Origin of the sequence: Agrobacterium sp. S7/73 (assembly GCF_019355535.1) — a bacterium.
Classification (GTDB): Bacteria; Pseudomonadota; Alphaproteobacteria; order Rhizobiales; family Rhizobiaceae; genus Agrobacterium; species Agrobacterium tumefaciens.
On record NZ_CP072138.1, the window covers coordinates 557,670 to 583,159 of the forward strand.

At 58.1% G+C, this 25,490-nt stretch carries 22 protein-coding genes and 1 pseudogene; 15 read left to right on the plus strand and 8 right to left on the minus strand.

Going from position 1 to position 25,490, the window contains the following annotated elements; translation table 11 throughout:
- Positions 1-479: 479 nt before the first annotated feature.
- Genes J5276_RS27210 through J5276_RS27220 form a run of 3 tightly spaced genes read right to left on the minus strand, consistent with a single transcriptional unit; the run spans position 480 to position 3,553 of the window.
- Complete coding sequence (locus J5276_RS27210; protein WP_209159944.1) at positions 480-1,145, minus strand: GNAT family N-acetyltransferase; 666 nt, start codon at positions 1,143-1,145, stop codon at positions 480-482.
- The gene (locus J5276_RS27215) at positions 1,111-2,271 is read right to left on the minus strand and encodes a Gfo/Idh/MocA family protein (RefSeq protein WP_209159945.1); all 1,161 of its coding nucleotides are present in this window, start codon (positions 2,269-2,271) and stop codon (positions 1,111-1,113) included. Before J5276_RS27215 ends, J5276_RS27210 begins: the two co-directional genes overlap by 35 nt.
- Before the next feature lie 31 nt (positions 2,272-2,302).
- The gene (locus J5276_RS27220) at positions 2,303-3,553 is read right to left on the minus strand and encodes an ROK family protein (protein WP_080850363.1); all 1,251 of its coding nucleotides are present in this window, start codon (positions 3,551-3,553) and stop codon (positions 2,303-2,305) included.
- 212 nt (positions 3,554-3,765) lie between these two features.
- Between J5276_RS27220 and J5276_RS27225 the strand changes: the two genes are divergently transcribed.
- From J5276_RS27225 to J5276_RS27240, 4 genes are read left to right on the plus strand one after another with little or no spacing between them, the layout of a single operon-like run.
- Complete coding sequence (locus J5276_RS27225; RefSeq protein ID WP_149916721.1) at positions 3,766-4,725, plus strand: extracellular solute-binding protein; 960 nt, start codon at positions 3,766-3,768, stop codon at positions 4,723-4,725.
- Positions 4,722-6,728 carry an iron ABC transporter permease gene (locus J5276_RS27230; RefSeq protein WP_209159946.1) on the plus strand — a complete coding sequence of 669 codons (2,007 nt, stop codon included), beginning with the start codon at positions 4,722-4,724 and terminating at the stop codon, positions 6,726-6,728. The genes J5276_RS27225 and J5276_RS27230 overlap by 4 nt, the downstream gene beginning before the upstream one ends.
- Positions 6,721-7,782 (plus strand): ABC transporter ATP-binding protein, encoded by a 1,062-nt coding sequence (locus J5276_RS27235; protein WP_209159947.1) that lies wholly within the window; start codon positions 6,721-6,723, stop codon positions 7,780-7,782. Before J5276_RS27230 ends, J5276_RS27235 begins: the two co-directional genes overlap by 8 nt.
- Before the next feature lies 1 nt (position 7,783).
- Positions 7,784-8,596 (plus strand): inositol monophosphatase family protein, encoded by an 813-nt coding sequence (locus J5276_RS27240; RefSeq protein WP_209159948.1) that lies wholly within the window; start codon positions 7,784-7,786, stop codon positions 8,594-8,596.
- A gap of 270 nt (positions 8,597-8,866) precedes the next feature.
- Here the strand turns inward: J5276_RS27240 and J5276_RS27245 are convergent, their stop codons facing one another.
- Positions 8,867-10,771 (minus strand): AI-2E family transporter, encoded by a 1,905-nt coding sequence (locus tag J5276_RS27245; protein ID WP_247750020.1) that lies wholly within the window; start codon positions 10,769-10,771, stop codon positions 8,867-8,869.
- Positions 10,772-11,205: 434 nt separating this feature from the next.
- On the opposite strand from J5276_RS27245, the gene J5276_RS27250 reads away from it, so the two are divergent.
- Positions 11,206-11,625, plus strand: coding sequence for a DUF4112 domain-containing protein (locus J5276_RS27250; protein ID WP_076844305.1), 420 nt, complete (start codon positions 11,206-11,208; stop codon positions 11,623-11,625).
- 184 nt (positions 11,626-11,809) lie between these two features.
- On the opposite strand, the pseudogene J5276_RS30595 reads toward J5276_RS27250, so the two are convergent.
- From J5276_RS30595 to J5276_RS27260, 3 genes and pseudogenes are all read right to left on the minus strand, one after another.
- Positions 11,810-11,952, minus strand: a pseudogene (locus J5276_RS30595) (IS630 family transposase); the annotation flags it as partial.
- A gap of 205 nt (positions 11,953-12,157) precedes the next feature.
- On the minus strand, positions 12,158-12,784 hold the full coding sequence (locus tag J5276_RS27255) for a GDSL-type esterase/lipase family protein (protein ID WP_174004099.1): 627 nt from the start codon (positions 12,782-12,784) through the stop codon (positions 12,158-12,160).
- A 67-nt stretch (positions 12,785-12,851) separates the two neighbouring features.
- A complete protein-coding gene (locus J5276_RS27260) occupies positions 12,852-13,763 on the minus strand; it encodes a 2-dehydro-3-deoxygalactonokinase (RefSeq protein WP_174004100.1) in 912 nt (303 codons plus the stop codon).
- A 115-nt stretch (positions 13,764-13,878) separates the two neighbouring features.
- Here J5276_RS27260 and J5276_RS27265 point away from each other — a divergent pair, with 115 nt between their 5' ends.
- The 9 genes from J5276_RS27265 to J5276_RS27305 all read left to right on the plus strand — a co-directional run bounded on the left by J5276_RS27265 (position 13,879) and on the right by J5276_RS27305 (position 23,590).
- Positions 13,879-14,787, plus strand: coding sequence for a dihydrodipicolinate synthase family protein (locus J5276_RS27265; RefSeq protein WP_003517164.1), 909 nt, complete (start codon positions 13,879-13,881; stop codon positions 14,785-14,787).
- On the plus strand, positions 14,784-15,950 hold the full coding sequence (locus J5276_RS27270; protein WP_209159950.1) for a mandelate racemase/muconate lactonizing enzyme family protein: 1,167 nt from the start codon (positions 14,784-14,786) through the stop codon (positions 15,948-15,950). Before J5276_RS27265 ends, J5276_RS27270 begins: the two co-directional genes overlap by 4 nt.
- Before the next feature lie 24 nt (positions 15,951-15,974).
- Positions 15,975-17,246 carry a sugar ABC transporter substrate-binding protein gene (locus J5276_RS27275; protein ID WP_111783777.1) on the plus strand — a complete coding sequence of 424 codons (1,272 nt, stop codon included), beginning with the start codon at positions 15,975-15,977 and terminating at the stop codon, positions 17,244-17,246.
- Positions 17,247-17,313: 67 nt separating this feature from the next.
- Positions 17,314-18,240: a carbohydrate ABC transporter permease gene (locus J5276_RS27280; protein WP_013637453.1), complete on the plus strand. Its 927-nt coding sequence runs from the start codon at positions 17,314-17,316 to the stop codon at positions 18,238-18,240.
- Positions 18,241-18,250: 10 nt separating this feature from the next.
- A complete protein-coding gene (locus J5276_RS27285) occupies positions 18,251-19,081 on the plus strand; it encodes a carbohydrate ABC transporter permease (protein ID WP_003492168.1) in 831 nt (276 codons plus the stop codon).
- 2 nt (positions 19,082-19,083) lie between these two features.
- Entirely contained in the window at positions 19,084-20,166 is a 1,083-nt protein-coding gene (locus J5276_RS27290; protein ID WP_111801313.1) for an ABC transporter ATP-binding protein, read from the plus strand.
- The gene (locus tag J5276_RS27295) at positions 20,163-21,146 is read left to right on the plus strand and encodes an NAD(P)-dependent oxidoreductase (RefSeq protein ID WP_209159951.1); all 984 of its coding nucleotides are present in this window, start codon (positions 20,163-20,165) and stop codon (positions 21,144-21,146) included. Before J5276_RS27290 ends, J5276_RS27295 begins: the two co-directional genes overlap by 4 nt.
- A complete protein-coding gene (locus J5276_RS27300) occupies positions 21,143-22,825 on the plus strand; it encodes an SMP-30/gluconolactonase/LRE family protein (protein WP_112402642.1) in 1,683 nt (560 codons plus the stop codon). The genes J5276_RS27295 and J5276_RS27300 overlap by 4 nt, the downstream gene beginning before the upstream one ends.
- Positions 22,826-22,828: 3 nt before the next feature.
- Positions 22,829-23,590: an SDR family NAD(P)-dependent oxidoreductase gene (locus tag J5276_RS27305; RefSeq protein ID WP_076844292.1), complete on the plus strand. Its 762-nt coding sequence runs from the start codon at positions 22,829-22,831 to the stop codon at positions 23,588-23,590.
- Between the two features lie 458 nt (positions 23,591-24,048).
- Here J5276_RS27305 and J5276_RS27310 read toward each other — a convergent pair whose 3' ends face one another.
- Positions 24,049-24,855 (minus strand): helix-turn-helix domain-containing protein, encoded by an 807-nt coding sequence (locus J5276_RS27310; RefSeq protein ID WP_179089179.1) that lies wholly within the window; start codon positions 24,853-24,855, stop codon positions 24,049-24,051.
- 71 nt (positions 24,856-24,926) lie between these two features.
- On the opposite strand from J5276_RS27310, the gene J5276_RS27315 reads away from it, so the two are divergent.
- Positions 24,927-25,298 carry a hypothetical protein gene (locus J5276_RS27315; protein WP_076844290.1) on the plus strand — a complete coding sequence of 124 codons (372 nt, stop codon included), beginning with the start codon at positions 24,927-24,929 and terminating at the stop codon, positions 25,296-25,298.
- The last annotated feature ends 192 nt before the right edge of the window (positions 25,299-25,490 follow it).

Below are 25,490 nucleotides of genomic sequence, written 5' to 3' on the forward strand. Positions count from 1 at the left end.
CCTGCCTCGGGACGTGAGCCGTGCCATTCCCTCGATGGTGTTGCATCGCTGTCGCAGCTGAATGCGTCGTCCACATTGAAGGCTCGTGCTGCGTGGCTCCATCATGCGGCGGCTGATGTCGACCGCAAAGACAACCATGCACCCGGCAGCGATCTTCAGACAAATTCAATCTTGACGCCCCAGCCGCGATTAGACAACCCCATCAGTTCAGTCCTCTAACTTTAATACACCGTTGATGCCAGAATGAGCGGCGTTCGTATCCTATCAACTGGCCGATTTTTGAATAGCGAGTTTGACGGCTCTAATCCCTTCAAGGCGAAAAGACACTTTGTCGCAAAACGGAGTGGACTATAAAAGCCAGCTCGTCATGAAAATCATTTCTGGAAAAGTTTTGGTTATCCTCGAGCTTCGACAAAAGAAAGCAAAAGGCGCTACAGCTTGAAGAGCGACGTTAGAAATCGCGACGCGCTTTAAGTATTTTATTCAGTCAGCCGCTTCGCCATCACGATCGATGGTGTCCGGTCAATTTCCACAAAGCCGAATTTGGCGTAAAATGCTACGACCTTTTCGTTATACTGATTAACGCCTAGATGGACGCCTCTTACGTCAGACCTCGTTAAAGAATCCAGTTGATGTCGCAGTAGCGACGACCCATGGCCGCCATTTTGGATCTCAGGCAGAAGATTGATATGCAGATGGGCGGGGTAGGGCCGCGTGACCTCAGCCGGGGTCTTTCTTGCGCTTCGAATATAGGAAAGAACGTTCTCATCCTCTACTGTCCGTGTTTCGAAATCGCGGAGCTCTTCCAGCAAGGACGGCCACCATGCGGCCTCTAGCCAATTTTCATAGGCAATCGTATCGGGTGCGGCGACACAGTAGCCCATGACGACGTCACCCTTCGTCAGCACGAATGCAGTTTCTGCGCAGAAGCGGACATAGGGCAGCGCCCATAAGAGTCCGGGAAGTCTCGGGTCAGAGTAGTATTGTGATCCGTCTTTGCCTTGATCTGAAGTGCGCACACATATGTCGAGGATCGCCGTCTCATCGGACGGTCGGGCTTTGCGGATGGTAACGGATGATAAAGACGCTGGCATCGTCATAATCGCGGCCTCAGGCAGCCACATGCGGGGCGCGAAGCGCGTCATCGAAGCGCTGCCAGGTTTCAGCAAGCTCGATGGTGCGCCGGAGACGGCGAGCCTCATCGATCTTGATTGCCACGAGCCCCGCTTCCAAGGCTGAGACGATGTTGACGGGCAGGGGAGAGGCCTCGGTCAGATGCCTGTAGATATCCGAGGCCATCTGATCATCTGCGCCATAGTGATCGCTTTCGTGCCCCTCGTAACGCCGCTCGACTAGCTTTTCGCCTGTTATTGCAGAGTGCACCTCGAAGCGATTGCGGATGAAATCGCCTTCGGCCATTCCCTTGCTACCGATCACGCAGAAGCGGCGGAACTGATCTGGAACGTTGAGATTGGTATGAAACGTCATCGTCGCCCCGCCACTATATTCGATAATCGCGGTCTGATAGTCGATAATATCGCCGTCACTCTCGAACACCGCGCCACCCTCTAGCCAGCCGCTCGGCTTTTTATAGAATTCCCGCTGTTGAAACGCGGAGAACTGATCCGGTTTGTTTTCCGCGATAAACGACTTTCGGCCGCCGAAGCTGGCAACGGCCATCGCCCGCTGCCCAACAACGCTGCCATAGAGGTCGAGATCGTGGCAGCATTTCTCCAAGATAAACGGCCCTGCATAGCGCGTATGCCGTCGCCAGTCCCGCATGAAGAACGCTCCGTGGTAGGGTGCGATATGCTCGGATGCCTCAATCGATGTGATGGCGCCTATTTGACCTTGCGTCTGGGCTGCGCGCAGATCCCGATAAAGGTCAGAGTACCGCAGAACGAGCCCCACCATAACGCTTTCATCGCCATATTCGGCAAGCAAACGCGCCATCGTCATCGTCTGGTTTTCGTCGATCACCACCGGCTTCTCCGTGAAAACCCGCACGCCTGCGCGCAATCCGGCGGTGATATGTTCCAGATGGAAAAGATTGGGCGAGCCGACCATAAGAAGATCCGGCTTCGTCTGCGTCAGCATAGCCTCGATGGTTTCGAAACGTCGCGGCGCCGCCATGCCTGCGGACTGAATGGCTGGCAGCCCAGCAGGCTGCGGGTCCATCAAGCCGACAATTTCCAGTTCAGGGAAGGCCTTGCGGAAGGAGGTAATGACATTGGCAAGCCGAAAGCCGAGCCCGGCAATTGCGATTTTCATGTTTTAGTCCTGTCGGCAAGAGTTATGTAAATCAGGATGACGTGTCGTCATCCGTTGGCGCGCCTGCGACGCGATCGAAGCGTCTTTCGAAATCGATCGTCTGGCTGCGTCCGCGCATGGATGAGAGGCGCCTGAAGTCTGGGCTGCCATGAGCAATCACAGGTAGCATGGCAGCGCCGATCGCGGCGGCCTCCGGCCCTAGAGCGCCAGCACACAGCCGGGGAATTTCGCGGTGGCTTCGGGCGCTGACTGACGGCAAAAGGGGATAGGCCCGGTCGATCAGGGAATTGATGAGCGCTGGTGGAAAGTGCCCTCCAACCACGATGGTCTGCGGGTCCATGATGTTTTCAAGCAGCGACACCAGCAACCGCAGGCGCTTCGAATTGAGATCGAGCCATCGCATCAGAATACTGTCGCGTTGAGCGTAAAGTTTCTCCAATGCCCCAGGCCGCGCAATCTCCCTGCTTTCGCACGACAGCATCGCTGCAAGCTCGTCGATCGAAAACGGTGTCTGTTTCCCCGCATCTGGATTGGCAAGTTCCGCCGGCCATGTCAGGAGACCGATTTCTCCGGCATTGTTCCAAAATCCCTGGAGCGGCATGCTGTCATTGATAATGCCTGCCCCAAGTCCGTGCCCGACGAAAATATGGACGTAGTGGCTCAGTCCTCCCGCACTTCCCACCCTCAGTTCGGCAACTGCTGCGGCTGTGGCGTCATTCTCGATAATGGTGGGGAGGCCACATGCATCTTCGATGGCTTCCGCCACCGGCATACGGCTCCACGCATCCCAACCCGGCGGGCCGACGGGATGTTCGAATTCCGCCTCCTGCAATGTGGGCATCGCGATGCCGATGCCCCAGGCGGGACGATCCACCGTAACCGACCGCAGACGCTGTGTCATATCGGCGATGGCACGGATGGTGTCGGATGGATCTTCGAGCGATGCGGATGCGGTTTCGCGACCCAACTCCTGCCCCGCCAGATCGCAGACGATGCCCAGAAGCCCGTCGCGATCCACATGAATACCCAGGCAGCAACCGGCATCGGCCCTGACCCACATCTTCTTTTGCGGCGCACCGCGCGCGCCCTCTTGTTGGATGGTTTCCACAACCACTGAACGGTCTATCAGGTCCTTGCAGATATTGGACATGGTCTGCGGCTTCAAGCCTGTCACATCGACAAGGTCACGCCGGCTTATGCCATTGCCGGATCGGATCAGATCGAAAACGAGGCGACGGTTGTAGCGGCCGGAATATGTGTGATTGCTGCCCATCAAGCTCATCGGGGCCGATTCCTATTTAATAAATTAAATGGAAATTATCAGCCCAGCCTGTGGGCGTCAAGCAGTTCGCAATGCAGATAATCTTAGTCTTCAGTCATAATACTGTAACGCAAGGACCGTAATTCCGCAGAAAAGGCGGCTTGATTTTTAATCTGGTAAATGGATTAATAGGGTCGCCTTCTTCTCAGTGACTTTAAAAAGGGAACATAGTCATGCTGAAATGGACCTTGCGGCGTATCATAGCGGGCGCGTTGGCGTCGGCGTCGATCATCAGTGTTGCGAATGCCGGAGAACTGGTGGTCTACACCGCTCATGGGGAGGCGACATCTGCTCCCATCCTCGATGCTTTTGCCAAGGAAAATCCGGATGTGAAGGTGACCGTTGTGCGCGGCGGTACTGGCGAGCTGATCGAGCGCCTGCGTGCAGAAGGCGGCAATTCCTCGGCAGACGTCATGTGGGGCGGACCGACGCAGACCTTCGAAGAAAATGCAGCGCTCTTCCAATCGTTCGAAAGCAAGTCCGACGCCGACATGGTGACGACCGATCCCAATCACATCTGGCATCCGTTCACGGTGCTGCTGCAGCCGCTGGTCGTCAGCACCAAACGCGTCGAGGCCGGCTCCATACCCAAGACGCAGAAAGATCTCGTCTCACAGGACTTCGCAAAGAACGGTGGCCTGATTATTCCAGACCCTGCAAAATCCGGCACCGGCTATGTCATTCTTTCCGCTCTTGCTGGCAATTTCGGTTGGGATTTCGTCGGTCAAATGGCCAAGGGCGCGCGCATTGCTCCTGGTTCCGATGATGCCTTCAACGCCGTACGCGACGGTGAAGCAGCAGTTGGCTGGATTAACGAGGATCTGGGTGCCAAGTGGAAGGCTCAAGGTCTGCCGATCGATATCGTCTATCCGACCGATGCGGTTACCGGCCAGATCGATGCGCAAGCCATAGTCAAGGGCGCGCAGCACATCGAAGACGCCAAGAGCTTCATCGATTTCCTCGGCAGCAAAACGGCGCATGAAATCGTTCGCGACGCCACCGTTCGACGCTCGGCACGCAAGGATGTAACGCCTCCCGCCGCTCTGCCTGACATGGCTACTCTCACGATCGTATCCGCTGTCGATCCGCGCCCTGTGGTCGTGGCTCGCTTTCAGGAGCTTCGCGGAAAATGAAGGTGCTGCGCGACAATTGGCTGATATTTTCAATCGTCGCGCTCGTGCTCTGCGGCCTGACGATTGTTGTCCCGCAGGTTCGCCTCATGGCCGCCTCCCTCCTGGAGGAGGGCGGCCGTTTTACTCTTCTGCATAATAAAGACGGCTTGCAATTCGTCCCGGAAATGACCGCCCGATACAGCGTTGCTAAACTTTCTGACGGCGTTGCGATAACGCTGAGTTCGACTGACAGTCTGACTGTAGACGTCCAGGATGACCGAACGCTGCGCCTCTCTTCGCAACAGCCGATTTCGGTTGGTAAGGACGAGGCAGGTTTACTTGAACTCGATCTGGGCTCGGCTCGGTTCACGCTTTCGCAGCAGGCGCCCCGGGGGCTATTCGCGACAACTGCACCAGCGCCTTTAGACATCAACGCGCAGTCGCTCAACGCCGTCCTGCTCTCACATGCCGCGAACGCCTACATCACCTTCGAAAACAAATCGCTGTCGCTCTCTGCTGTCCACTATACCGACTTCTTTACACGCTCGGAAACCCTTTCCGCCACGGTAAACAGCCTGCTGATCGCGTTGACGTCCACCGGACTTGCCGCTTTGATCGGCGTATCGCTGGCTTATCTTATCGCACGTTACCGGGTCGCGGGCAGCACTGCTATCGTCTTTCTTGTCACTATGGCTTCCGTGTCTCCACCATTTCTGGGGGCGTACGCCTGGCGCTTGCTCCTGGGACGAAACGGCGTTCTGACCAACTATCTCGGCCTCGATGTCTCGATTGTCGGCTTGCATGGCGTCATTTGGGTCATCACCTGGCTGGTCTTTCCAATCATCTTTCTGCTCAGTCACAGCTCGTTTCAGAGTTTGGACGCTGGCCATATCGAGGCAGCGGAAAGCCTTGGTGCCAAGCCGCCTCGTGTGCGCATGACGGTCGAAATTCCGCTGGCACTCCCCGGCATCATCACCGGTCTCTATCTGGCAACGATGGCAGCCCTGTCTGACTTCGGAACGCCGCGCATCATTGGCCTCGATGTCAACGCACTGCCGGTTCTGATCTATACGTCCTTCCTGAGTGAGGCAGGACGCAATCCGGCGCTTGCGGCCACAGGATCGATTGTGCTCATCACCATCTCGAGCCTGTTCCTCATGGCGCAGCAAATCTATTTGGCGCGACGCGGTTTTGCCGTGGTGTCGTCGCGGGCGCTGGAACGCAAGCCGCTATCGCCTCTTGCTCATGTCACAGTGCTTGGCGCGGTCATCATTGCCCTTCTCATGGCATTCACGCCCCACCTGACGGTGCTGGTTTCCAGCTTCATGGAATGGCGGGTCGGCCTACCCAGGGCGAACTTTACGCTGGAAAACTACGCCACTATGTGGCGCACCGGCATGGGGCCGGCTTGGGTGACCTTGTCGCTTGGTATTGCCGGAACGCTGGCGGCAACAGCAATCGGGTTGGGGATTGCATATGTGATTATACGCAAGCGCTACCGGATCATCGCCCCCGTTCTCAGCCTCACTGTCATGATGCCCTACGTCATTCCCGGCACGGTGCTCGGTATCGGTCTCATCATGATGTTCAACAAGGCGCCGCTGCAACTGACCGGCACCTGGTTCATCCTTCTCCTTGCCTATCTCATTCGTAACCTGCCTTTTACGGTGAAGGCGTCGGAGGCGGCCCTGAGGCGCGTTCACCCGGCTCTCGAAGAGGTCGCAATCAGTCTTGGAGCGCGTCCATTCAGGGTGTTCTTCACCATAACGGCACCTCTTGTTCTGGCGGGTGCGGTAACCGGTGCAACGCTCACCTTCCTTCACATCGTCACGGAGCTGTCGTCTACCATCGTTCTCTATCGTCCGCCGTGGAAGCCGATGACAGCCGTGATCTTCGAGAACACGCTTGTCGATGCCGATTTCGGTGTCTCCGCAGCACAGACCATCCTGCTGATGCTGATCATTTACATCCCTCTCTATTTCATTGTCCGCTACGGCCAAATTCGAGGAAATTCCGGTGGTTGAAACCTCATCTTCCAAAACTCCAACCCAAGGCTGCGAGGTCGTCATCGACGCCGTCTCCAAGACCTTTGGCAATCATGCAGTTCTGAAAGACATCAGCCTCACGATCAGGCCCGGCGAATTCTTCACGCTGCTAGGGCCGTCCGGTTGCGGCAAGACGACACTTTTGCGCGCCATTGCAGGCTTCCACCCAATCGATGGCGGAAAAATCCTGTTCAACGGGCGGAACGTGACCTCGCTCGCCGCCTGGGACAGAAATATCGGCTTCGTCTTTCAGAACTATGCGCTATGGCCAAACCAGACCGTGTTCGACAATGTCGCTTACGGGCTCAAACTGCGTAAGGTTCCGAAGAACGAAGTTGCTGAAAGGGTTCGGGCCGCACTGGCCCAGGTCGAGCTTCACGGCGTCGAGAAGCGCTATCCCGCAGAAATGAGTGGGGGTATGCAGCAGCGCATAGCGCTGGCGCGTGCACTCGTCATCAACCCGCCGCTGCTTCTCATGGACGAGCCCATGTCCAACCTTGATGCGCGTCTTCGCGTGGCTCTTCGCCATGAACTGCGCAGTCTGCAGAAGAGACTCGGTCTGACAGCAATCTATGTGACGCATGATCAGGAAGAAGCCCTCGAAATGTCGGACCGGATCGCCGTGATGCAGAATGGAATCGTGCAGCAGCTTGCAGATCCCGAAACAATTTATTCGCGACCGGCGAACCGCTTCGTTGCCGAGTTCGTCGGCAGCGCAAACTTTCTGGAGGGCGAATTTGATGAGGCCGGCTTCCAGATGGCTGACGGATCGCGACTTCCTATCACAGGAAGCGGCCACTGCGGTAAAGGCACACTTGTCGTGCGTCCCGAACAGGTAATGACCCGCGAAAACGGCAGCGCTCTCGTCAATGCAACGGTGAAAGATCGCCGCTTCATGGGCAAGGCCTGGACGCAAAGCCTTCGACTGGAGAACGGTGCGACCATCTCGGTGGAAACACGACGCGCACTCGATCTCGACTCGCGCGTCGGTGTGGATTTCGAGACGATAACTTTTCTACCCTCGGGAGTATGAGATGGCGGACCGGTCGCTTGACGAACTGATGCAGCTTGCTTTGTCCGCCGCACTTGCCGGAGGCGCTGAACTGAAGACGCATTTCGGCGCCATGTCCCGCGATAGTGTTCAACGAAAAGCTTTGGGTGATTATGCGTCCAAGGCCGATCTTGCTGCCGAGGAGGCTATTGCCGCAGTTCTGGCAAGGGCAGGTGATCGCTACGGTTTCGTGGGTGAAGAAACCGGTACGCGCAAGCCAGACGCACGACGCCGCTGGGTGGTAGACCCGCTCGACGGAACCAGCAACTTCATCTGGGGCATTCCCTATTTTGCTGTCAGCATCGCTCTTTGCGACGACGATGGCGAAATACTGGGCGTCGTCCTTGACCCATTGCGGGACGAGATGTTCACGGCAGTTCGAGGGCAGGGTGCCCGGATGAACGGTAAGGAACTGACACGATTGGAAGAGAAAAAGCCGGAAGAATCCATCATATCTCTATCTATGCCGATCCACGGACAGTTGAAGTCGATGGACCGCAGTAGTTTCTTCCGGGCCCTGGATGCCATCACCAACGAGACAGCAGGCATCCGCAGACTTGGCTCGGCCGCACTTGATCTCGCATATGTTGGCGCGGGCAGGCTAAATGGCTATTTCGAAGACGGCCTCAGCCATTACGACTACGCGGCTGGAAAGATCATTGCCCAGGAAGCCGGAGCGCTTGTTACCTCGCTTAGCGGCGGTGTTGTAAAGGACGGCGATTCACTGTTGGCGGGAACGTCATCCATACATCAGTGGCTCCAATCCAAGTTTCAGCAAGGGGAGACTCCAAGCTGAAAGGTCTCACAACCGCAAGCCGCTTTTGATGTCGCAACTGTCAAGCTTTAGACCTGACTGCTCTTAGTTCGCAGTAGATACCTAGAGACGCGTCCAGAACGTTTTCAATCTTTGTATCGATGCATCGTGCTTTTTCCAGAATGCAGGTTTGTGCGGTGATGAGCGTGCGCAAGTCCAGGGGCTGAAGCTTTCGGGTGGTCCTATGCGTTATGATCCAGGAGACGAGATGCGTGCCCCTTGGTAACATCGACAGACTTCTCGTGGCTGCGTTCAGGCAGCCACCGGCTGCACCCGGCGCTGGCGCGCCACTTTTCTCACGGGGCTTTTCAAGGCCACAGGGCCGGTGTCGCTCAGGGCCGACAAGACGGCCTGCGTCAGCGAAGAGGCAACGAAGTCGGCGCTTATGTCTTGAGGGTCGATTGGCGCTTCGCGCCCGCCCTCTCCCATCGGCAACAATATGCCGACACGAAGAGAAGGTCTTACACGCTTCAAACGACGCACGATCTGTCGCGCGTGCGATTTCGAGTTCTCATTGAGAAACGTAACGACAACGGTGTCGATATCGTCAGCCACCAGAGCCTTCAAATCTCGCCCTTCAATCACTGTATAGTCTGCTTGTCTGATCTGCGCACCCTGAACCAAGAGAACTTGCGATAACATCGCAGACGCTGCATCGTCCATGGCCCCTCGGCCTCCCAGGGATAGAATGGATCTGCCTTTACCGTCCGGTAGCGCGATTGTTTCTTTGGTCTCTGGCGCTGAAGTCTGTTCGTCTTCCGACATTCCCTCGTTTTCCTCTTCGCTCGCAATCTCTGCAAGATTTTCAATGAGGGCATGGGCGCTGGAGGCAAGAAGCGCGATCTGAGCCTCTGTCATCACGCCGCGCTGGCGGTCCGCTTCGCCCAGGATCAAGGCAGGAAGACCAACTTTTTCGTAGTAGTCGATGAGATATTCCTCTTCGAGAAACTCTTCGGCGTTGTCAGTCGCTTCGTTGGGGTCGCCGGAGAGCAGCCGCTGGTAAAGCTTTTCCTGCGGTTGGAGGACTGGTTCATTTCCGAGCAAAACGTCCAGAAAACTGAACTCGGGGACATATCTGCCAAGAACGACCAGACACACCGTGAGAGGTGTCGACAGCATTAACCCCAGCGGTCCCCAAAGCCAGGACCAGAAGATTGCGGAGATAATGATCGCCATCGGAGACAGGCCGGTGTGGCTACCATAGAGCCAAGGTTCAACGACGTTATTGCTGATCAGTTCGGTGATAATGAAAAGTGCCGCGACCCACGCGACCAACGACCAGCCGGGAGAGATTGCAAGGGCGAGGAACAGCGGCAATACCATTCCGATAACGGGACCAATATAGGGCACGAAACGCAGAACCAGCGTCAGCAGACCCCACAGGATCGCGTTCGGAATGCCAAGCACCCAAAGCCCAATGGTGATGGGAAAGGCGTAAAGTGCATTTACCACCAATTGCATCAGAAGGTATTTCCCAACCCGTTTTCCAGCGTCCTGCAGCGCTGCCGTCGTGCGATGCAGGTCACCAAGTCCAACCAGTCTGATAAACCTGTCGCGAAGGTCCTCGCGCTCGATCAACATGAAAATCACAAGAACGATGACCAAACCTGCCGTTGCAAACGGGCTGATAAGCGGAAGAATGAAATTGCCAAGTGTCTCGACCGGATGGGATCGCGTGACGATTTCAACGGGCATCGGCTCTCGCATGGTTGGTGCGGTCGACTGCTCGTCCTGACTTTCGACGGCGCGTGTCTGCAACTCGGCGCCGACACGCTCGACAACCTTGCTCAGATGTTCGAGCACACCATTGCCTGATCCGGCTTGGCTGAGCGCCTGAACCTTGGTGACGATATTGCGCTGATATGTCGGGATGTTTTCGGCAAGATTTGTCACCTGCGTGGCGACGACGAAACTGAACAGCGCAATTGCCATGAAGGCTGAGGCGACCGCCAAAATAACGGCGGCAATCTTGGGCACAGAGTGTTTTCGGAGAAAAGAGACAATAGGTGCCAGAGTGAATGTCAGGAGGAGAGCCAAGGCTAATGGCACGAAGATTTCCTGACCCACGTGCAGGATGACCGCGACGCCAATCAGAATGAGAATCGTTCGTCCAGAAAGCCTGGTGTTAGCCAGCGGACCTTGATGAGAAACGGCCATAAGTTTTCCGATGTCGTTTGTTGTTAAAGCGCCAGTGTCCATCAGCAGTCCGCCTTTAGATGCACCGATGAACTCAAAAAATATGTGCCATGTCCGCATCTGCTTTATGAAGATCAGCTTTAACTCGCGAAAGACGTTAAAGATGCAAGGGCGTGCCTCACATCTTTCTCTCGACCTAGCAGTCCTGTAGTAGCGCCAATGTAAGGGAAAATATTGCTTAAAAATTACTGTGGCCTATCGGAATCGAAAAAGGGGTGTAGGGCCCGAGCGATGCCGGGCGATTGGTGCTGTCACATAGGCAGGATCGAGGCGATTGAGCGTAACTGGTTCGGTTTCAATGGATGCAGATAGCTTGCGCAACGCTCTTGAACGCAACTCTCCACATCCCCATTCATATTAGGCTGAGGCATATCTCTTTTATGGAGCACGATTGTATGACAGCGAGAACGTGGAACGCCCACGGCACATCGGACGACTTCGTGGATGGTGCTGAGCGGCTCCGCCGTCTGCGGCGGCTGTCGGGCATCGCTCGTATGATGGACACAGCGATCCGCATTCCTGGCACGGGAATCCGTTTTGGTGCAGATTCCATCATGGGTTTGCTGCCACTGATTGGTGATGGTGCGGGTGCTATTGTCGGCCTCTATATCGTCAATGAAGCGCGCCGCCTTGGTGTGCCGCAGGAAAAGCTTGCGCGAATGGTTGGCAACATTGCCATGGATGCTCTTGTGGGCAGTGTTCCTGTCTTCGGTGATCTGTTTGATATTTATTTCAAATCGCACCGCCGTAATGTCGATATGATCATCCAGCACTTTGGCATCCATGGCGACGAGTTGCGGCGGAAGCGCAAATAAGCCTCGACGATGGCCCGAAAAAACCTGGCTGCGGTTCTGGAGTCGCAGTCGAGGTGTACCGTTTCCTCGTCGGTGGTCGAGACTGCGTCTTTCAGCCTGTGCGCATTGTTGGCTGTCGCCTTAGGGCGGGTAGGCTCAACTAAGATACTTCAGTGCCGGATAGAGGCCGCCTCGGCGGACGGAGTCGTCCCTGTTTCGCCGGGTCAGCCGGCTTTCCTGCTCGCTCGCAATCCACGCGATGGCTGTCAAAATACCAATCCCAAATCTGGACGCTGCTGAGCGCGTCGATATGCCATCCCGTGACGCAGCTAGAACGCGGCTACGCAGATCATCGTTGAAAGCTCAGGCCATGTTGCTTGCGACCAAATCACCAGTCGGAGCGATGGAATCAGAATTCCGCCAGTAAGGGGGGCCTAAACGCGATTCCGCGTTCAACGGACGTGATCTATAAATCCAATGGAAATCAGCCTTTGAACGATGCTGGGGACAGTTCGGCTCCTTTCAAGAGCCAAAGATAAAGATGCCCCTTGTCTCAGTTCAACAGACCCAACTTTTTTCTAAGTGCTTCCGACCAGACCGCGTAGCCTGCCGCATTCAGGTGAACCAGATCGGGTAAATAATAACGGAACATCGGCAGGCCATTTTCACCAATGAGGCCGGCGTTCGGATCAAGCCATGTCGTGTGTTCGCGGCCGTTGCACCAGTCGCGCGCCGTCTGGTTGAAAAGATCGAATTCGTGGCGGTATATCCAGCGCGCCGGACTGGGCTTGATCGCCAGAACAAAGACGTCCGCCTGCGGTAGCGCTCGAGAGATGCGATCGCGCAAATCCCGCAGGTGCCCAAGCGTCGTCTGCGCCTTGAGGCCGTCGCTGGCAATATCGTTTTCGCCGAAATAAAGCGCCACTCTACCTGGCTTCAAGGGAACCAGGAGCCGGTCGAGGTAGTGGCTGGCAGAGAGGTAAGTGCCACCGCCAAATCCCAGATTGACGATCTCCAGCGAGCCGAGATCCTCGGTGATGGAGCTCCAGATTCGAAACGAGGATGAGCCATAAAAGGCGATCGGATTGTCTGGAAGGCCGATGCGCTGAATGCGGGCCAGAACGGCAATGATATCGTTTTCGTGACGGCTGGTGCCGATATTGGCTGGGAAGTCGTACATGATTGGTCCTAAAAAATTGTCTTGAAAGCCGGATGCCGCCATTTCGGCAACCGGCGATCGGCAAGGGTTATAAAAGCGCTTGCCGCAGGATAGTCAGAGCGCCTTTTGTGAGGGCGTCATCCGCACCCATGGATGTCTTGAGCCCGAACACATCGGCGGCAACCAGATAGAGATCGTTCAGCCCGTCATTGCCGACGATAGCTGCCTCGTCTCCTTCCGCATACCATCCGGCCTCGCGGGCTTGCCGAAACTCCTGCCCGATGACCAGTCCTCGCACATAGGATCGCAACTGATCCGGCGAAAGCCGGCCCGCAAGCCCGCCGGTTCGCGCCGAAAACAGCAGCGACAGCATGGCGGCGGATCGTTTTGCCTCTGTCAGACCCCAGCGATAGGCCTCGTGATCATCGACCGGCGGCTGCGTGGAACCGCGCGCGATGAAGGAGTGATTGATAAGCAGGTTGAAGATTTCACCGGTGACGAATGTCTGGAAGCCATCGATCCTTCCCGCCGTCACCCGCGCCCATTTGCTGTGTGTTCCAGGGATGATCAAGGTGGCGTCTTCGCCAAGGCCGTGGCCGACGATCTGGGTTTCTTCGCCGCGCATCACGTCCGGGAAGGGCTGGCGGGCGGGGTCGGTCAGACCGGGCAGGAAGACGAGATCGGACCCGTTCGGCAGCGACCTGCGCACCGTGCCGGCGGCAAGTTCCGCCGGGCCTGCCGGGCACGGCACATAAGCGACCTCGACCCAGCCGTTGCGGCTGGTGATCATTCCGAGTGCGGCGACGGGCAAGGCACCATGGCTTGAGAACCAGGGTGCGAGTGCATCCATCAGCGCCGCCTCGTGCTCACCCTTACCAAGGCTCGAAATACCGTTGGCGGTTTCCAGATGATCGAGTTCTTCGCCGCCTTCACCAACGAGCGTTGCCCTCAGTGATGTCGTTCCCCAATCAACGATGATCGATGTCGCCGGTGCTGCCATGTCTTGAACCTCCTCGTTCATTTCATCTTGGGGCTTGTCATAGGTCGCAAGTCTATATAGTGTCAATTAGTGAATTCAAGGTATCAAAATATGATACTAAATCGGGAGGAGAAAGATGGTGGCTGGCCTTAAGGGGATTTTGCCTGTTCTGCCTACGCCGTTTCTGGCTGATGGCGGCATTGACGAAGCGGGTATGAAGCGACTGGTGGTCTTTGCGCTCGACAAGGGCGTCGATGGTGTCGTGTTTCCCGGTTTCGCCAGCGAGGTGGAGACTTTGAACGCCGCCGAGCGTGCGGCGTTGCTGAAAATTGTCGTGGATGTGGTGGCTGGGCGGGTGCCGGTCGTGGCCGGGGCAAGTGCGGCCGACTGGCGTGACGTGGTTGAGCACGGGCGGGCGGCATCGGCGCTTGGCATCCGCCACCTGATGGTGCAGGTGCCCAAGTCGGTCGGCACGGATGCGCCGGCGCTGATCGAATTCCTCGGCAGGATCGTCGAGGCGTTGCCCGAAGTTGAAATCATTCTGCAGAATGCACCTGCGCCGCGCGGCTCCGACCTTTCGCCGCAGGCGATCGTGGAGATCGTGCGGGCGTTGCCGCAGGTGACCTATGTCAAGGAAGAGACGCTTCCTGCCGGCCCGGCTATCAGCCACATCGTCGCCCATGCGCCTTCGACACTGAAGGGCGTCATCGGCGGGGGCGGCGCGCGCTACATTCTCGACGAATATGCCCGAGGTGCTACGGCCGCAATGCCGGCGCTGGAGATCGCCGAGGAACATGTTGCCATCGATCGGGCGCTTGTTGCCGGGCGGCAGGAGGAGGCTCGTCGGATTTATGTGCGCACCCTGCCTCTTCTGGTGCTGCAGGCGGTCTATCGCATGCGGCTGACCAAATATGTGCTGGCCCGTCGCGGCGTGATCGAAGGGGTCGGTGTGCGTGCGCCGACACCCGAGCTTGATGCGGCGGCCATTGCCGATATCGACGCCAATCTGGTTGAACTAGGCCTCGTTGCCGTGGAGGCCGCATGAACAGCCCCGTCGCAAGCGTCGAAGTCTTCACGCTGACCCAGCCGCGCAAGGTGCCTTATCTCGGCGCCTTGCGTGAAGGTGAGGTGGTCAATCCCAACGGCTATATCGTACGCAAGGGAAATCGTACGGTCTACCCGACCTTCGACCGCAGCGTGCTGGTGCGCATGACGACCGAGGCCGGTGTTGTTGGTTGGGGTGAGACCTACGGTATCGTCGCCCCAGGCGCGGTCGCCGCTCTCATCAACGATCTTCTCGCCGGTTTCGTGATCGGCCGAGATGCTTCGGACCCTTCGGCGATCTATGACGACCTTTACGACATGATGCGGGTGCGCGGTTATACCGGCGGCTTCTACGTGGATGCGCTCGCCGCGCTCGATATTGCGCTATGGGATATTGCCGGACAGGAAGCCGGCAAGTCCGTTCGCGACCTGCTCGGCGGCGGCGTGGATACGTTTCCGGCCTATGTTTCAGGCCTGCCTGAAAAGACGCTCAAGGCCCGCGGGGAATTGGCGAAATACTGGCAGGACCGCGGTTTCAACGCCTTCAAGTTCGCAACGCCGGTGGCAGACGATGGCCCGGCGGCCGAAATGGCGAATCTCCGGAAGGTGCTTGGACCCGATGCAAAGATTGCCGCCGACATGCACTGGAACCAAACGCCGGAACGGGCGCTGGAACTGATTGCCGAAATGCAGCCCTTCGACCCTTGGTTCGCAGAGGCTCCGGTCTGGACGGAGGACATTGCCGGTCTGGAGAAGGTTTCGAAGAATACCGAAGTGCCGATTGCAGTTGGTGAGGAATGGCGCACCCATTGGGATATGCGCGCCCGCGTCGAGCGCTGCCGCATTGCGATCGTGCAGCCCGAAATGGGCCATAAGGGTATCACCAATTTCATCCGTATCGGTGCTCTTGCTTCCGAGCACGGCATCGATGTCATCCCGCACGCCACCGTTGGCGCCGGCATATTTCTTGCCGCCAGCCTGCAGGCGTCGTCGACATTGCCAACGCTCAAAGGTCACGAATTCCAGCATTCGATCTTCGAGCCGAACCGTCACCTGCTGGAAGGCGACATGGATTGCCGGGAGGGCAGGTATCACCTGCCGTCCGGACCCGGACTTGGGGTAAGGCCGTCGGAGGCGGCACTCGGTCTGATTGAACGTATCTGAACTGGTTTTTTGGAGGAGGAAGCCATGAACAAAACAATAAGCCGATTGGCGCTCGGCACCGCGACCGCCGTTTTGATGACAATGGGCAGCCTTGCCCCGGCCAAGGCCGATACCGTTCTGAAATTCATTTCCTGGCAGACGGACGATGCCGGCACAGGCGAATGGTGGCATTCGGCCATTGCCGCCTTCGAAAAACAGCATCCGGGCGTGAAAATCGAATTCACCAAGGCCGAGCGCAGCTCCTATGCCGACACGATGACGACGCTTTTTGCGGCCAACCAGCCGCCGCAGATCGTGCATCTGGCGTCCTTCGAATTTCAAATGTTTGCCGATAGCGGCTGGCTCGAGCCGCTCGACCCGTGGCTGAAGAAGGACGGCATCGACATGACCGGCTGGGCCGGCCAGCAGAAATGCGAATGGAATGGCGAAACCGTCTGCATCATGACCAACTATTTCGGTTTCGTCATGGCCTACAACAAGAAGCTTCTCGAAGAAGCGGGCGTCACGGTTCCGAAGACCTATGACGAGTTTCTGGCCGCGGCAAAAGCGACGACAAAGGATCTGAACGGCGACGGCATTATCGACCAGTTCGGCACAGGCCATGAAACGAAAGGCGGTCCGGGTCAATATCTGACGGAGATGCTGAACTACATCCTCGACGCTGGCGCCTACTGGACCGACAAGGACGGCAATATCACCATCGATACGCCGCAGATGGTGGAGGGTCTTTCACGCTGGAAAACCGTGATGAAGAGCGGGATCAGCCCGGTCGACATGAGCGCCAGCGACGTGCGCAAGCTGTTTGCCGATGGCAAGATGGCGATGCGGCTTGATGGGCCCTGGCTTTACGGTACGACCGAAAAGGGTTCGGCCAAGACTGACATCATTTACGCCGCACCGCCGCTTCATCCGCCGCTTGGCGGTTCGTCCAATGTACTCGCCATGCCGGCCGATATTCCCGACGACCAGAAGGCATTGGTCTGGGATTTCATCAAGCTGACGATGTCACCGGAATTCCAGCGCAGCTATGCCACCCTTGGCGGCAACACCCCGCCAAGCCCGACCGCCGACGTCTCGGGTGTCGAAAAGACCATCCCGCATTTTCCGGTGCTGATCGAGACGATGAAGGCCGCGTCCGAGGCGGGGATCGACCGCATTCCGACCGGACTTGAACTCTTCTACAACGAGTTCAGCAAGATGGTGATGGAAGAAAGCCAGCGGATGATCATTCAGGATCTCGATCCGGCGGCGGTGGCGAAAACCATGCAGGCAAAGGCCGAAGCCATCAAGGGTTGATCCCGTTGTCCTGCCATGGCCCGGAAAGGGCCATGGCCATCATCCGCATCCGGCAGGAGGACCATCCATGACCGAACCCGTTCGGGCTGGGCGTCGCAAGTTCTTCGATCTTGCGCGCCCCAGCCGGCAACATCTCCTCGGCTATATTCTGATTGCGCCCGCAGTCCTGATGGTTGCCGCCATCATCGTCTGGCCGCTCGTTTTGGCCATCGACCTGTCGTTCCAGCAGGTCAAGATACCACGGCTTGGCGGTGCCAGCCGGCCGTTCTCGCTGAGCAATTACACATGGTTGTTCTCCTCGCCGGAATTCTGGCTGGCCTGCTGGGTGACGCTGAAGCTGGTTATCGTCGTAACCGCCGGCAGCGTCGCCGTCGGCCTCAGCACGGCGCTTCTCGCCAATAACCGCTTCAAGGGCCGCACCGTCGCGCGGCTGGGAATGGCGCTGCCCTGGGCGGTGCCGGAAATCATCGCGGTCGTCATCTTTGCATGGATGTTCGACACGTCCTTCGGCCTGTTCGGTTGGCTGGCGATCAAGCTCGGTTTCACCGACCAGATGATCCCCTGGGTCAGCAGTTCCACGGCCGCCTTCTGGGCCGTTGCCATCACCATGGTGTGGAAGGGCTTTCCTTTCGTGTCGATCATGTGTCTGGCGGGTCTGCAGTCCATTCCCACCGATTATTACGCCGCTGCCAAGGTGGATGGCGCCAGTGTCTGGCAGCGGTTCCGCTGGATCACCATGCCGTTGCTGATGCCGGTTCTCGGGGTCACGCTGGTGCTGACCCTGCTTTGGGTGTTCCGCGACTTTTCCATCATCAAGGTTCTGACCGGCGGCGGCCCGCTGCGTTCAACCCAGACGCTGTCGATCATGACCTATGACCAGGCCTTCCAGTATCACAACTTCGGTCGCGCCGCCGCCGTCGGCGTGCTGACGCTGGTGATCTGCATCATTGCCAGCCTGCTGATGCTCGGCCGGCGCTCGAAATCAATCTACTGAGGAGGCTTTGATGAAACGTAGCTTTGCCCAGAGCCTTGCCCTCTACGCGACGGTGATCTTTACGCTGGTGATGATCCTGTTCCCGGTCTACTGGCTGCTGGTTACCGCCCTTTCCACCACCGACGAACTCTACCGCCTGCCACCGACTTTCTGGCCGGACGATCCGCAATGGGACATTTTTGCCCGTGTCTGGGCGGCAAAGCCGATCCTTCTGTGGCTGTGGAATTCGATGCTTGCCGCTGTCGGCTCGGTTGCGCTGTCGATGCTGGTTTCGGTCAGCGCCGGTTACGCCCTGTCCCGCTATTCGATGCGGGGCGGCGCCACCATGGGAATGTTCGTTCTCACAGCCAAGATGTTGCCCGCCACGCTACTCGTCATCCCGCTGTTTTCGATCTTTTCGAGCTTCGGTTTGATCGGCAGCCTATGGACGCTTGTGCTTGCACATTCGACCATGATCATTCCCTTCGCAACCTGGATGCTGAAGGGTTATTTCGACACGATCCCGAAGGAACTGGAACAGGCTGCCATGGTGGATGGCTGCTCGCCGATCGGCGCCATGGTGCGTGTCGTGCTTCCCATCGCAACACCGGGGCTTGCCGCCACCGCGCTTTACGCCTTTGTGCTCAGCTGGGCCGATTACGCCTATGCGCGTACCTTTCTGGTCAACTCGCCGGACAACTGGACCGCCAATCTCGGCATCACCACGATGCAGGGCGAATATGTCACCTATTGGAACGACATCTCCGCCGCATCGGTGTTCATCGCGCTGCCGATCATCGCAATCTATCTGTTCCTTGAACGTTATTTGGTCGGCGGTTTGACCGCTGGCGCGGAGAAATAAGCATGGCCAATATTTCCATTCGCAACGTCAGCAAGTCCTATGGCGCGCTCAACGTGCTCAGGCCCTTTTCGCTTGAGATCGAGAACGGCGAGTTCGTGGTGCTGGTCGGACCTTCCGGTTGCGGCAAGTCGACGATGTTGAAAATCCTTGCTGGTCTCGAACCGGCAAGCGAAGGGCAGATCTTCATCGGCGACAATGAAGTCACGGATCTGGCGCCCGGGGACCGCGACATAGCCATGGTGTTTCAGAATTATGCGCTCTATCCGCATCTGACGGTTCGCCAGAACATCGGCTTCGGGCTGAAGATGCGCGGCACGGACAGGCATGAGATTGACCGCCGGGTCGACGATGCGGCGCGCATTCTGGAAGTGACGCCCTATCTGGATCGCAAGCCCAAGGATCTGTCAGGCGGTCAGCGGCAGCGCGTGGCTCTGGGACGAGCGATCGTGCGCCAGCCGCAAGCCTTCCTCATGGACGAGCCGCTGTCCAACCTCGATGCCAAGCTGCGTGTCCATATGCGTGCCGAAATCGGCGCTTTGCACAAACGCATCGGGGTCACTACCGTTTATGTGACGCATGACCAGGTCGAAGCCATGACCATGGCGGACCGGGTCGTGATCATGCAGGGCGGCATCATCCAGCAAATTGCCGCACCGGACGAACTGTTCAACAACCCGGCCAATCTTTTCGTTGCCGGTTTCATAGGCTCGCCGGGCATGAACTTCCTCAATGCGCAACTGCGTGACGGCACTGTTACCCTGTTTGGGCAACATGTTTCCGTGCCGGGCGCGGCTGATCGCCAAGGCAGCGTGATCGTCGGTCTGCGGCCGGAACATCTCGTTCTCGGCGATGCGCCGGTCACCTTCGATGTTCACCCGACGCTGGTGGAAAGCCTCGGATCGGAAAAATACGTCTATTTCGACGCGGAAGGCGCAAGGGTGGCCGATGGCGAGGAGGGCAAGTCCAAGGGTCTGATCGCGCGCGTCTCGCATACCGGCAATCTTCCTGGAAACGAGGCACTCCGGCTCGGTTTCGATCCGGCCAAGCTTTATCTCTTCGATGCAAAGACCGGAGCACGGCTATGATCCTCGTCACCGGATCGGCGGGCCGTGTCGGCCGTGCCGCTGTCGCCGCCTTGCGCGCACAGGGCCGCACCGTTCGCGGTTTTGATCTCAGGCCATCGGGAACCGGCGGCGAGGAAGTCGTCGGGTCGCTGGAGGATGCGCAGGCACTGTCCGAAGCTATGAAGGGCGTGAGCGCCGTCCTGCATCTGGGAGCCTTCATGTCCTGGGCTCCGGCGGATCGCGATCGTATGTTCGCTGTCAATGTCGAGGGTACGCGCCGGCTTCTGGATGCGGCTTCAGCGGCTGGCGTGCGGCGTTTTGTGTTCGCTTCCTCAGGCGAGGTCTATCCGGAAAACCGACCGGAATTCCTGCCGGTCACCGAGGATCATCCGCTTTGCCCCAATTCGCCCTATGGCCTGACCAAGCTTTTGGGCGAAGAGCTGGTGCACTTTCACCAGCGAAGCGGCACCATGGAAACGGTGATCCTGCGGTTTTCTCATACGCAGGATGCGACGGAACTGCTGGACGAAGAGAGTTTCTTTTCCGGTCCCCGGTTTTTCCTGCGGCCGCGCATCCGCCAGCAGCAGAATTTCGGAAACACCGTCATCGCCGAATTGCTCCAGTCCCGAGATATCGGTGAGCCGTCGCACATTCTGTCGCGCAACAAAAACGGCCGTCCATTCCGTATGCACATCACCGATACGCGAGACATGGTGGCAGGAATTCTGCTTGCCCTCGACCATCCCGACGCGGCGGGCGGCATTTTCAATCTCGGCGCGGATGAACCCGCCGACTTCGCCGAGCTTCTGCCGAAGATTGCGGCGCTGACCGGCCTTCCCATCGTGACAGTCGATTTTCCCGGCGACGGCGTTTATTACCATACGTCCAACGAGCGGATCAGAAACACTTTGGGGTTTGAAGCAGAATGGACGATGGACCGGATGCTGGACGAAGCGGCGGCCGCAAGGCTGGAGCGACTCGCGAAGGAGCAGAGGCGATGAAGCCCGAGACGCCGGGCGGCACGGCGGCGCTGGCCAAAGGGCTGACCCTGCTCGATATGGTTGCCGACGCGCCGGAACCGCTACGTTTTGCCGAGTTGTTGCGCGCCTCCGGCCTGCCGAAGCCGACCTTCGCACGCATCCTGCGCACCCTTATCGCCTATGGTCTCGTCCGTCAGGATGCGGCCCGTGGCACTTATGTTCTGGGCCAGCGTTTTCTGGAAATGTCCCATAGGGTCTGGGAGAGTTTCGATCTCGTCTCGGCGGCGACCCCGGAACTCGAGCGGCTGGCGGCCGAACTGGGGGAAACGGTTGCGCTGTGCCGGCTTGACGGCACGATGACGCAATATCTGGCCGAACGTTCGCCGAATGGCCTTTCTGTGCGCGTCGAGGTAGGGCGCCGCGTCCCCCTGCATTGCACGGCACCCGGCAAGGCACTGCTCGCCTTTCAGGACCCCGCCGTCGGCCGCGCCCTCCTGGACCGTCTGACGCTGGATGTGCAGACCCCGAAAACCATCACCACGCTCGATGCGCTCCAGGCCGACCTGACGTTGACCCGGGCACGTGGTTATTCGATTTCTTATGAGGAGCACTTGGCAGGTGTAAATTCGGCAGCCGCCCCTGTCATGGGTCGCGACAATACGCCGATCGGCGTGCTTGTTGCGCTTGGCCCATCATCGCGGCTCAGTTCCTCCAATATCCATCCAGCTGGGCGCGAATTGATTGCTGCCGCCCGCCGTATCACGGGCGCGGCTGGGGCTGTCGCCATTAGTTCCAGGCCAAGGCCCCGGTCTGTCACCGGCCGTCCGAGTGCCGAGCTGAGTTGCGTCTTGCCGTGGGGCGCACAGCTTGGCGAGAGTCCAGTGTGGCACGATGGCGAAAATACGCTCTACTGGGTCGATATTCTGCATCCCGCTGTCCACCGGTTTGATCCAGCGAGTGGCCGGAACGAAACCTGCGAGACCGGGAAGTTGGTCAGCGCGGTCATTCCGGTTCGCGGTGGGCGTCTGCTGGTGGCGTCTCAGGATGGGATCGAATGGCTGGATTTTGCATCAGGTCGCCTCACACCCTTCGTCAGCCCGGAGGCAGGCATCGTCGACAACCGCTTGAATGATGCCAAATGCGGGCCTGACGGTGCGATATGGGTGGGATCGATGAGGATTGACGCCTCCAAGCCCACGGGTGCGCTTTATCGTATCAGCACCGATGGCGCATTCGAACGCAAGGAAGGCGGCATCATCGTCTCCAACGGCCTCGGCTGGAGCGCGGATGGGAAAACCTTCTACTTTGTTGACACGGTACCTGGCCTCATCCACGCCTATGATTGCGATCCCGCGACCGGAACGCTGTCGGGATGCCGCGAATTCGCACGCATTCCCGTCGCTGACGGCAGGCCGGACGGTCTTGCGGTGGACGCGGAAGGAGGGGTCTGGTGTGCGATCTGGGATGGCTGGTCCGTGCGCCGTTATCTTCCAAACGGGAAGCTCGACCAGGTAATTGAGATGCCGGTGCCCCGTCCCACCAGCATCGCCTTTGGTGGCCCGGATCTGTCGACGCTGTTCATCACCAGCGCCCGCACCCGCCTGCCGGCCTCGACACTCGCCGACGCGCCTCTGTCAGGTGGACTGTTTTCCTGCCGCCCGGGAGTTTCCGGTGCGCACGTCTCATTGTTCGAAGGATAAAGGATGAACCTTGAAAACATCTTTGGCCTGAAGGGCCGCGTGGCGCTCGTTACCGGTTCAAGCCGTGGGATAGGAGCGGCGATTGCCGAAGGGTTGGCTGGGGCAGGTGCCCATGTCATCCTGCATGGCGTCAAGCCGGGCGCTACAGCGGCTGTACATGAGCGGATTGTTACGCAAGGGGGAACGGCGGATCATCTGGCAGGCGATCTCTCCGAAGTCGGGGCTGGTCGGGATCTTATCGAGCGAGCAGAGGCGATCGCACCACTCGATATCCTTGTTATCAACGCCAGTGCCCAGATCAATGCCACTCTATCGGCGCTGACGCCAGGTGATCTGGCGTTTCAACTGGCGGTCAATCTGGGCTCGACGGTCGACATGCTGCAGACGGCACTGCCGCGAATGTCGGCTCGGAAATGGGGCAGGATCGTCTCCATAGGATCAGTCAATCAGCTAAGGCCCAAAAGCGTCGTTACCGCCTATGCGGCGACGAAGGCCGCACAGCACAATTTAATTCAAAGTCAGGCTAGAGATTATGCCCGCGACAACGTGTTGCTCAATACTCTCGCTCCCGGCCTCATCGATACGGACCGCAACGCTCATCGCCGCATCGAGGACCCGGAGGGCTGGAATGAATATGTAAGCGCACTGAACTGGATGGGGCGGGCCGGACGACCGGAAGAGATGGTGGGGGCAGCTGTCTTTCTGGCGTCGGAGGCATGTAGTTTCATGACGGGCGAAACGATTTTTCTCACCGGAGGTTATTGAGCGGGCGTATATTGAAAAAAATGCAAAACGTCCCGAACGCAGGTTTCGGCCCAGCAACTTTTGCGGTGATCGTCTGGAGAGGTCGTCATTCGAAAAACCAGCGCCGATAATGCGGCGATTGTGCGGGCCTGGCTTCGACGTTGTCATCACGGAGCTGCCGCATACTATCATCCACTCATGCGTCTGCTTGATTTGCCGAACTTCATCCTCACGCCGCATGTGGCGTGGGTAAGAAGCGCAGCGGTCCAGTCGCTGGTCTATCAGCTGATCGACAATGTCGAGGCGTTCTAGCGCGCCCTTCGTTTGACCGTTATAGCTTCTCATGTAATCGAGAAATGCGCGCATGGCGGCACGTGGGAGGCGGGTCGTAAAAACCATTGCGGTAGGAGAGTGTCCATTGGGAGGAAGCTCCGCCAGCCGGCCGATTTCCTTTCAGGTGTCGCTGTACCTTCTGACGTTCAGCGGTCGAAGTTTCCCAGATATCGGGCAGGCGATGTGCCAAGCGCTTTCTTGAACATGGTTATGAATGCAGAGACGGATTGATATCCAAGATCCCCCGAAACCTGCTGCACCGTTGCCCCCGCTGCAAGGCTTCGGATTGCGACAATCACCTGCAATTGTTGTCGCCAGCGGCCGAAGGTAAGGCCCGTTTCGCTTTGAACGAGACGGGCGAGCGAATTCTCACTCATCGCCACTCGTTTTGCCCATTGCGCCATCGTACTGCGATTGGATGGATCGTCTGCCAGCTCGGATGCAATGCGTGCAAGCCGGGGCTCGTCCGTCAGCGGGAGGTGAAGATGCTCGACCGGCATCCGCGACAATGCCGACAGAAGCAGCGTTTCCATGAGCTCTAAGTCAGCAGTCGCGGCAGCCGATTGGTCGGCCATCTCGATGATCAGTTCCCTGACGAGCGGAGACAGGGAAAGCGTGCAGCACCGGTTCGGCAGATCGGCAGCCCCCGGCTCGATGAACAGGAAGAACAAACGTGCGTTGGCGGTGGCCACATTGCTGTGAAGCATGCCCCCTGGAACCCAGACGCCACAATGAGGCGGAACCATCCACATGCCGCTTGGGACGCGACAAGTCACGCCTCCCAGCAGCGGCATGACAAGCTGGCCCTTACGGTGCTGGTGTTCGGGAGCCTCGCGTTCATTCTGAGACACGTCGATCCTCACAGCGCGAACGCGCGATGAAGAGCTTTCGACATCATGGTCGGCGAGGGCACCGGACAGGGATAGTGGTGAATGGTGGTATTTAGTGATCATTAGAGGGAATATCTAAATTCGTCCGATCGGTTTGTCGATAGGGTCATCTCGCAAGAAGCTGGAGGGTGATCATGGCACTTCAAAAACACAACGACCGCTGGTGGTCGGATATCGTCCGGACCGAAATTCGTCTGACCTCGAAAGGACCTCGCAGGCTCTGCATCCTGCCCCCATACCTGATGGGGACAAGGCCGGATCATGCCGCTGTTCTGAAAAGGATTACAGGCATTCTTTTTTCGAAAGCCCGAGCATTGCTTGCCCGCCAGCCTCCGGCCATGTCGACTGTTGTGCGCGATGACCCTGTCGAAGCCTATCTGCACGCCTGCCTCGCTGCACCATTCTTTTTCTATGTGTCGCCAGCGACCTACGGCCTCGCAGACAATGTTACCACCGATGAAAAAGGCATCGAGCGCAAGGCCACACTGCCGGGGGATGAGGTGTGAGTTCCCGGCCAGTTGTCACCAGCGGGAACGTCATCTTTTCGCTGAAAACATTTCTTGCGGCCATGGCGTGGCCGATGCGCTGGAACCGCTTGAATCGCCTCACATGGCAGATGGCTCACGTAACCCGCTTTTCAGGCCCATCCTCTACCGTCAATACGAGGGCAAGCCAAAGTGTCTCCGCCTCATCTGTTG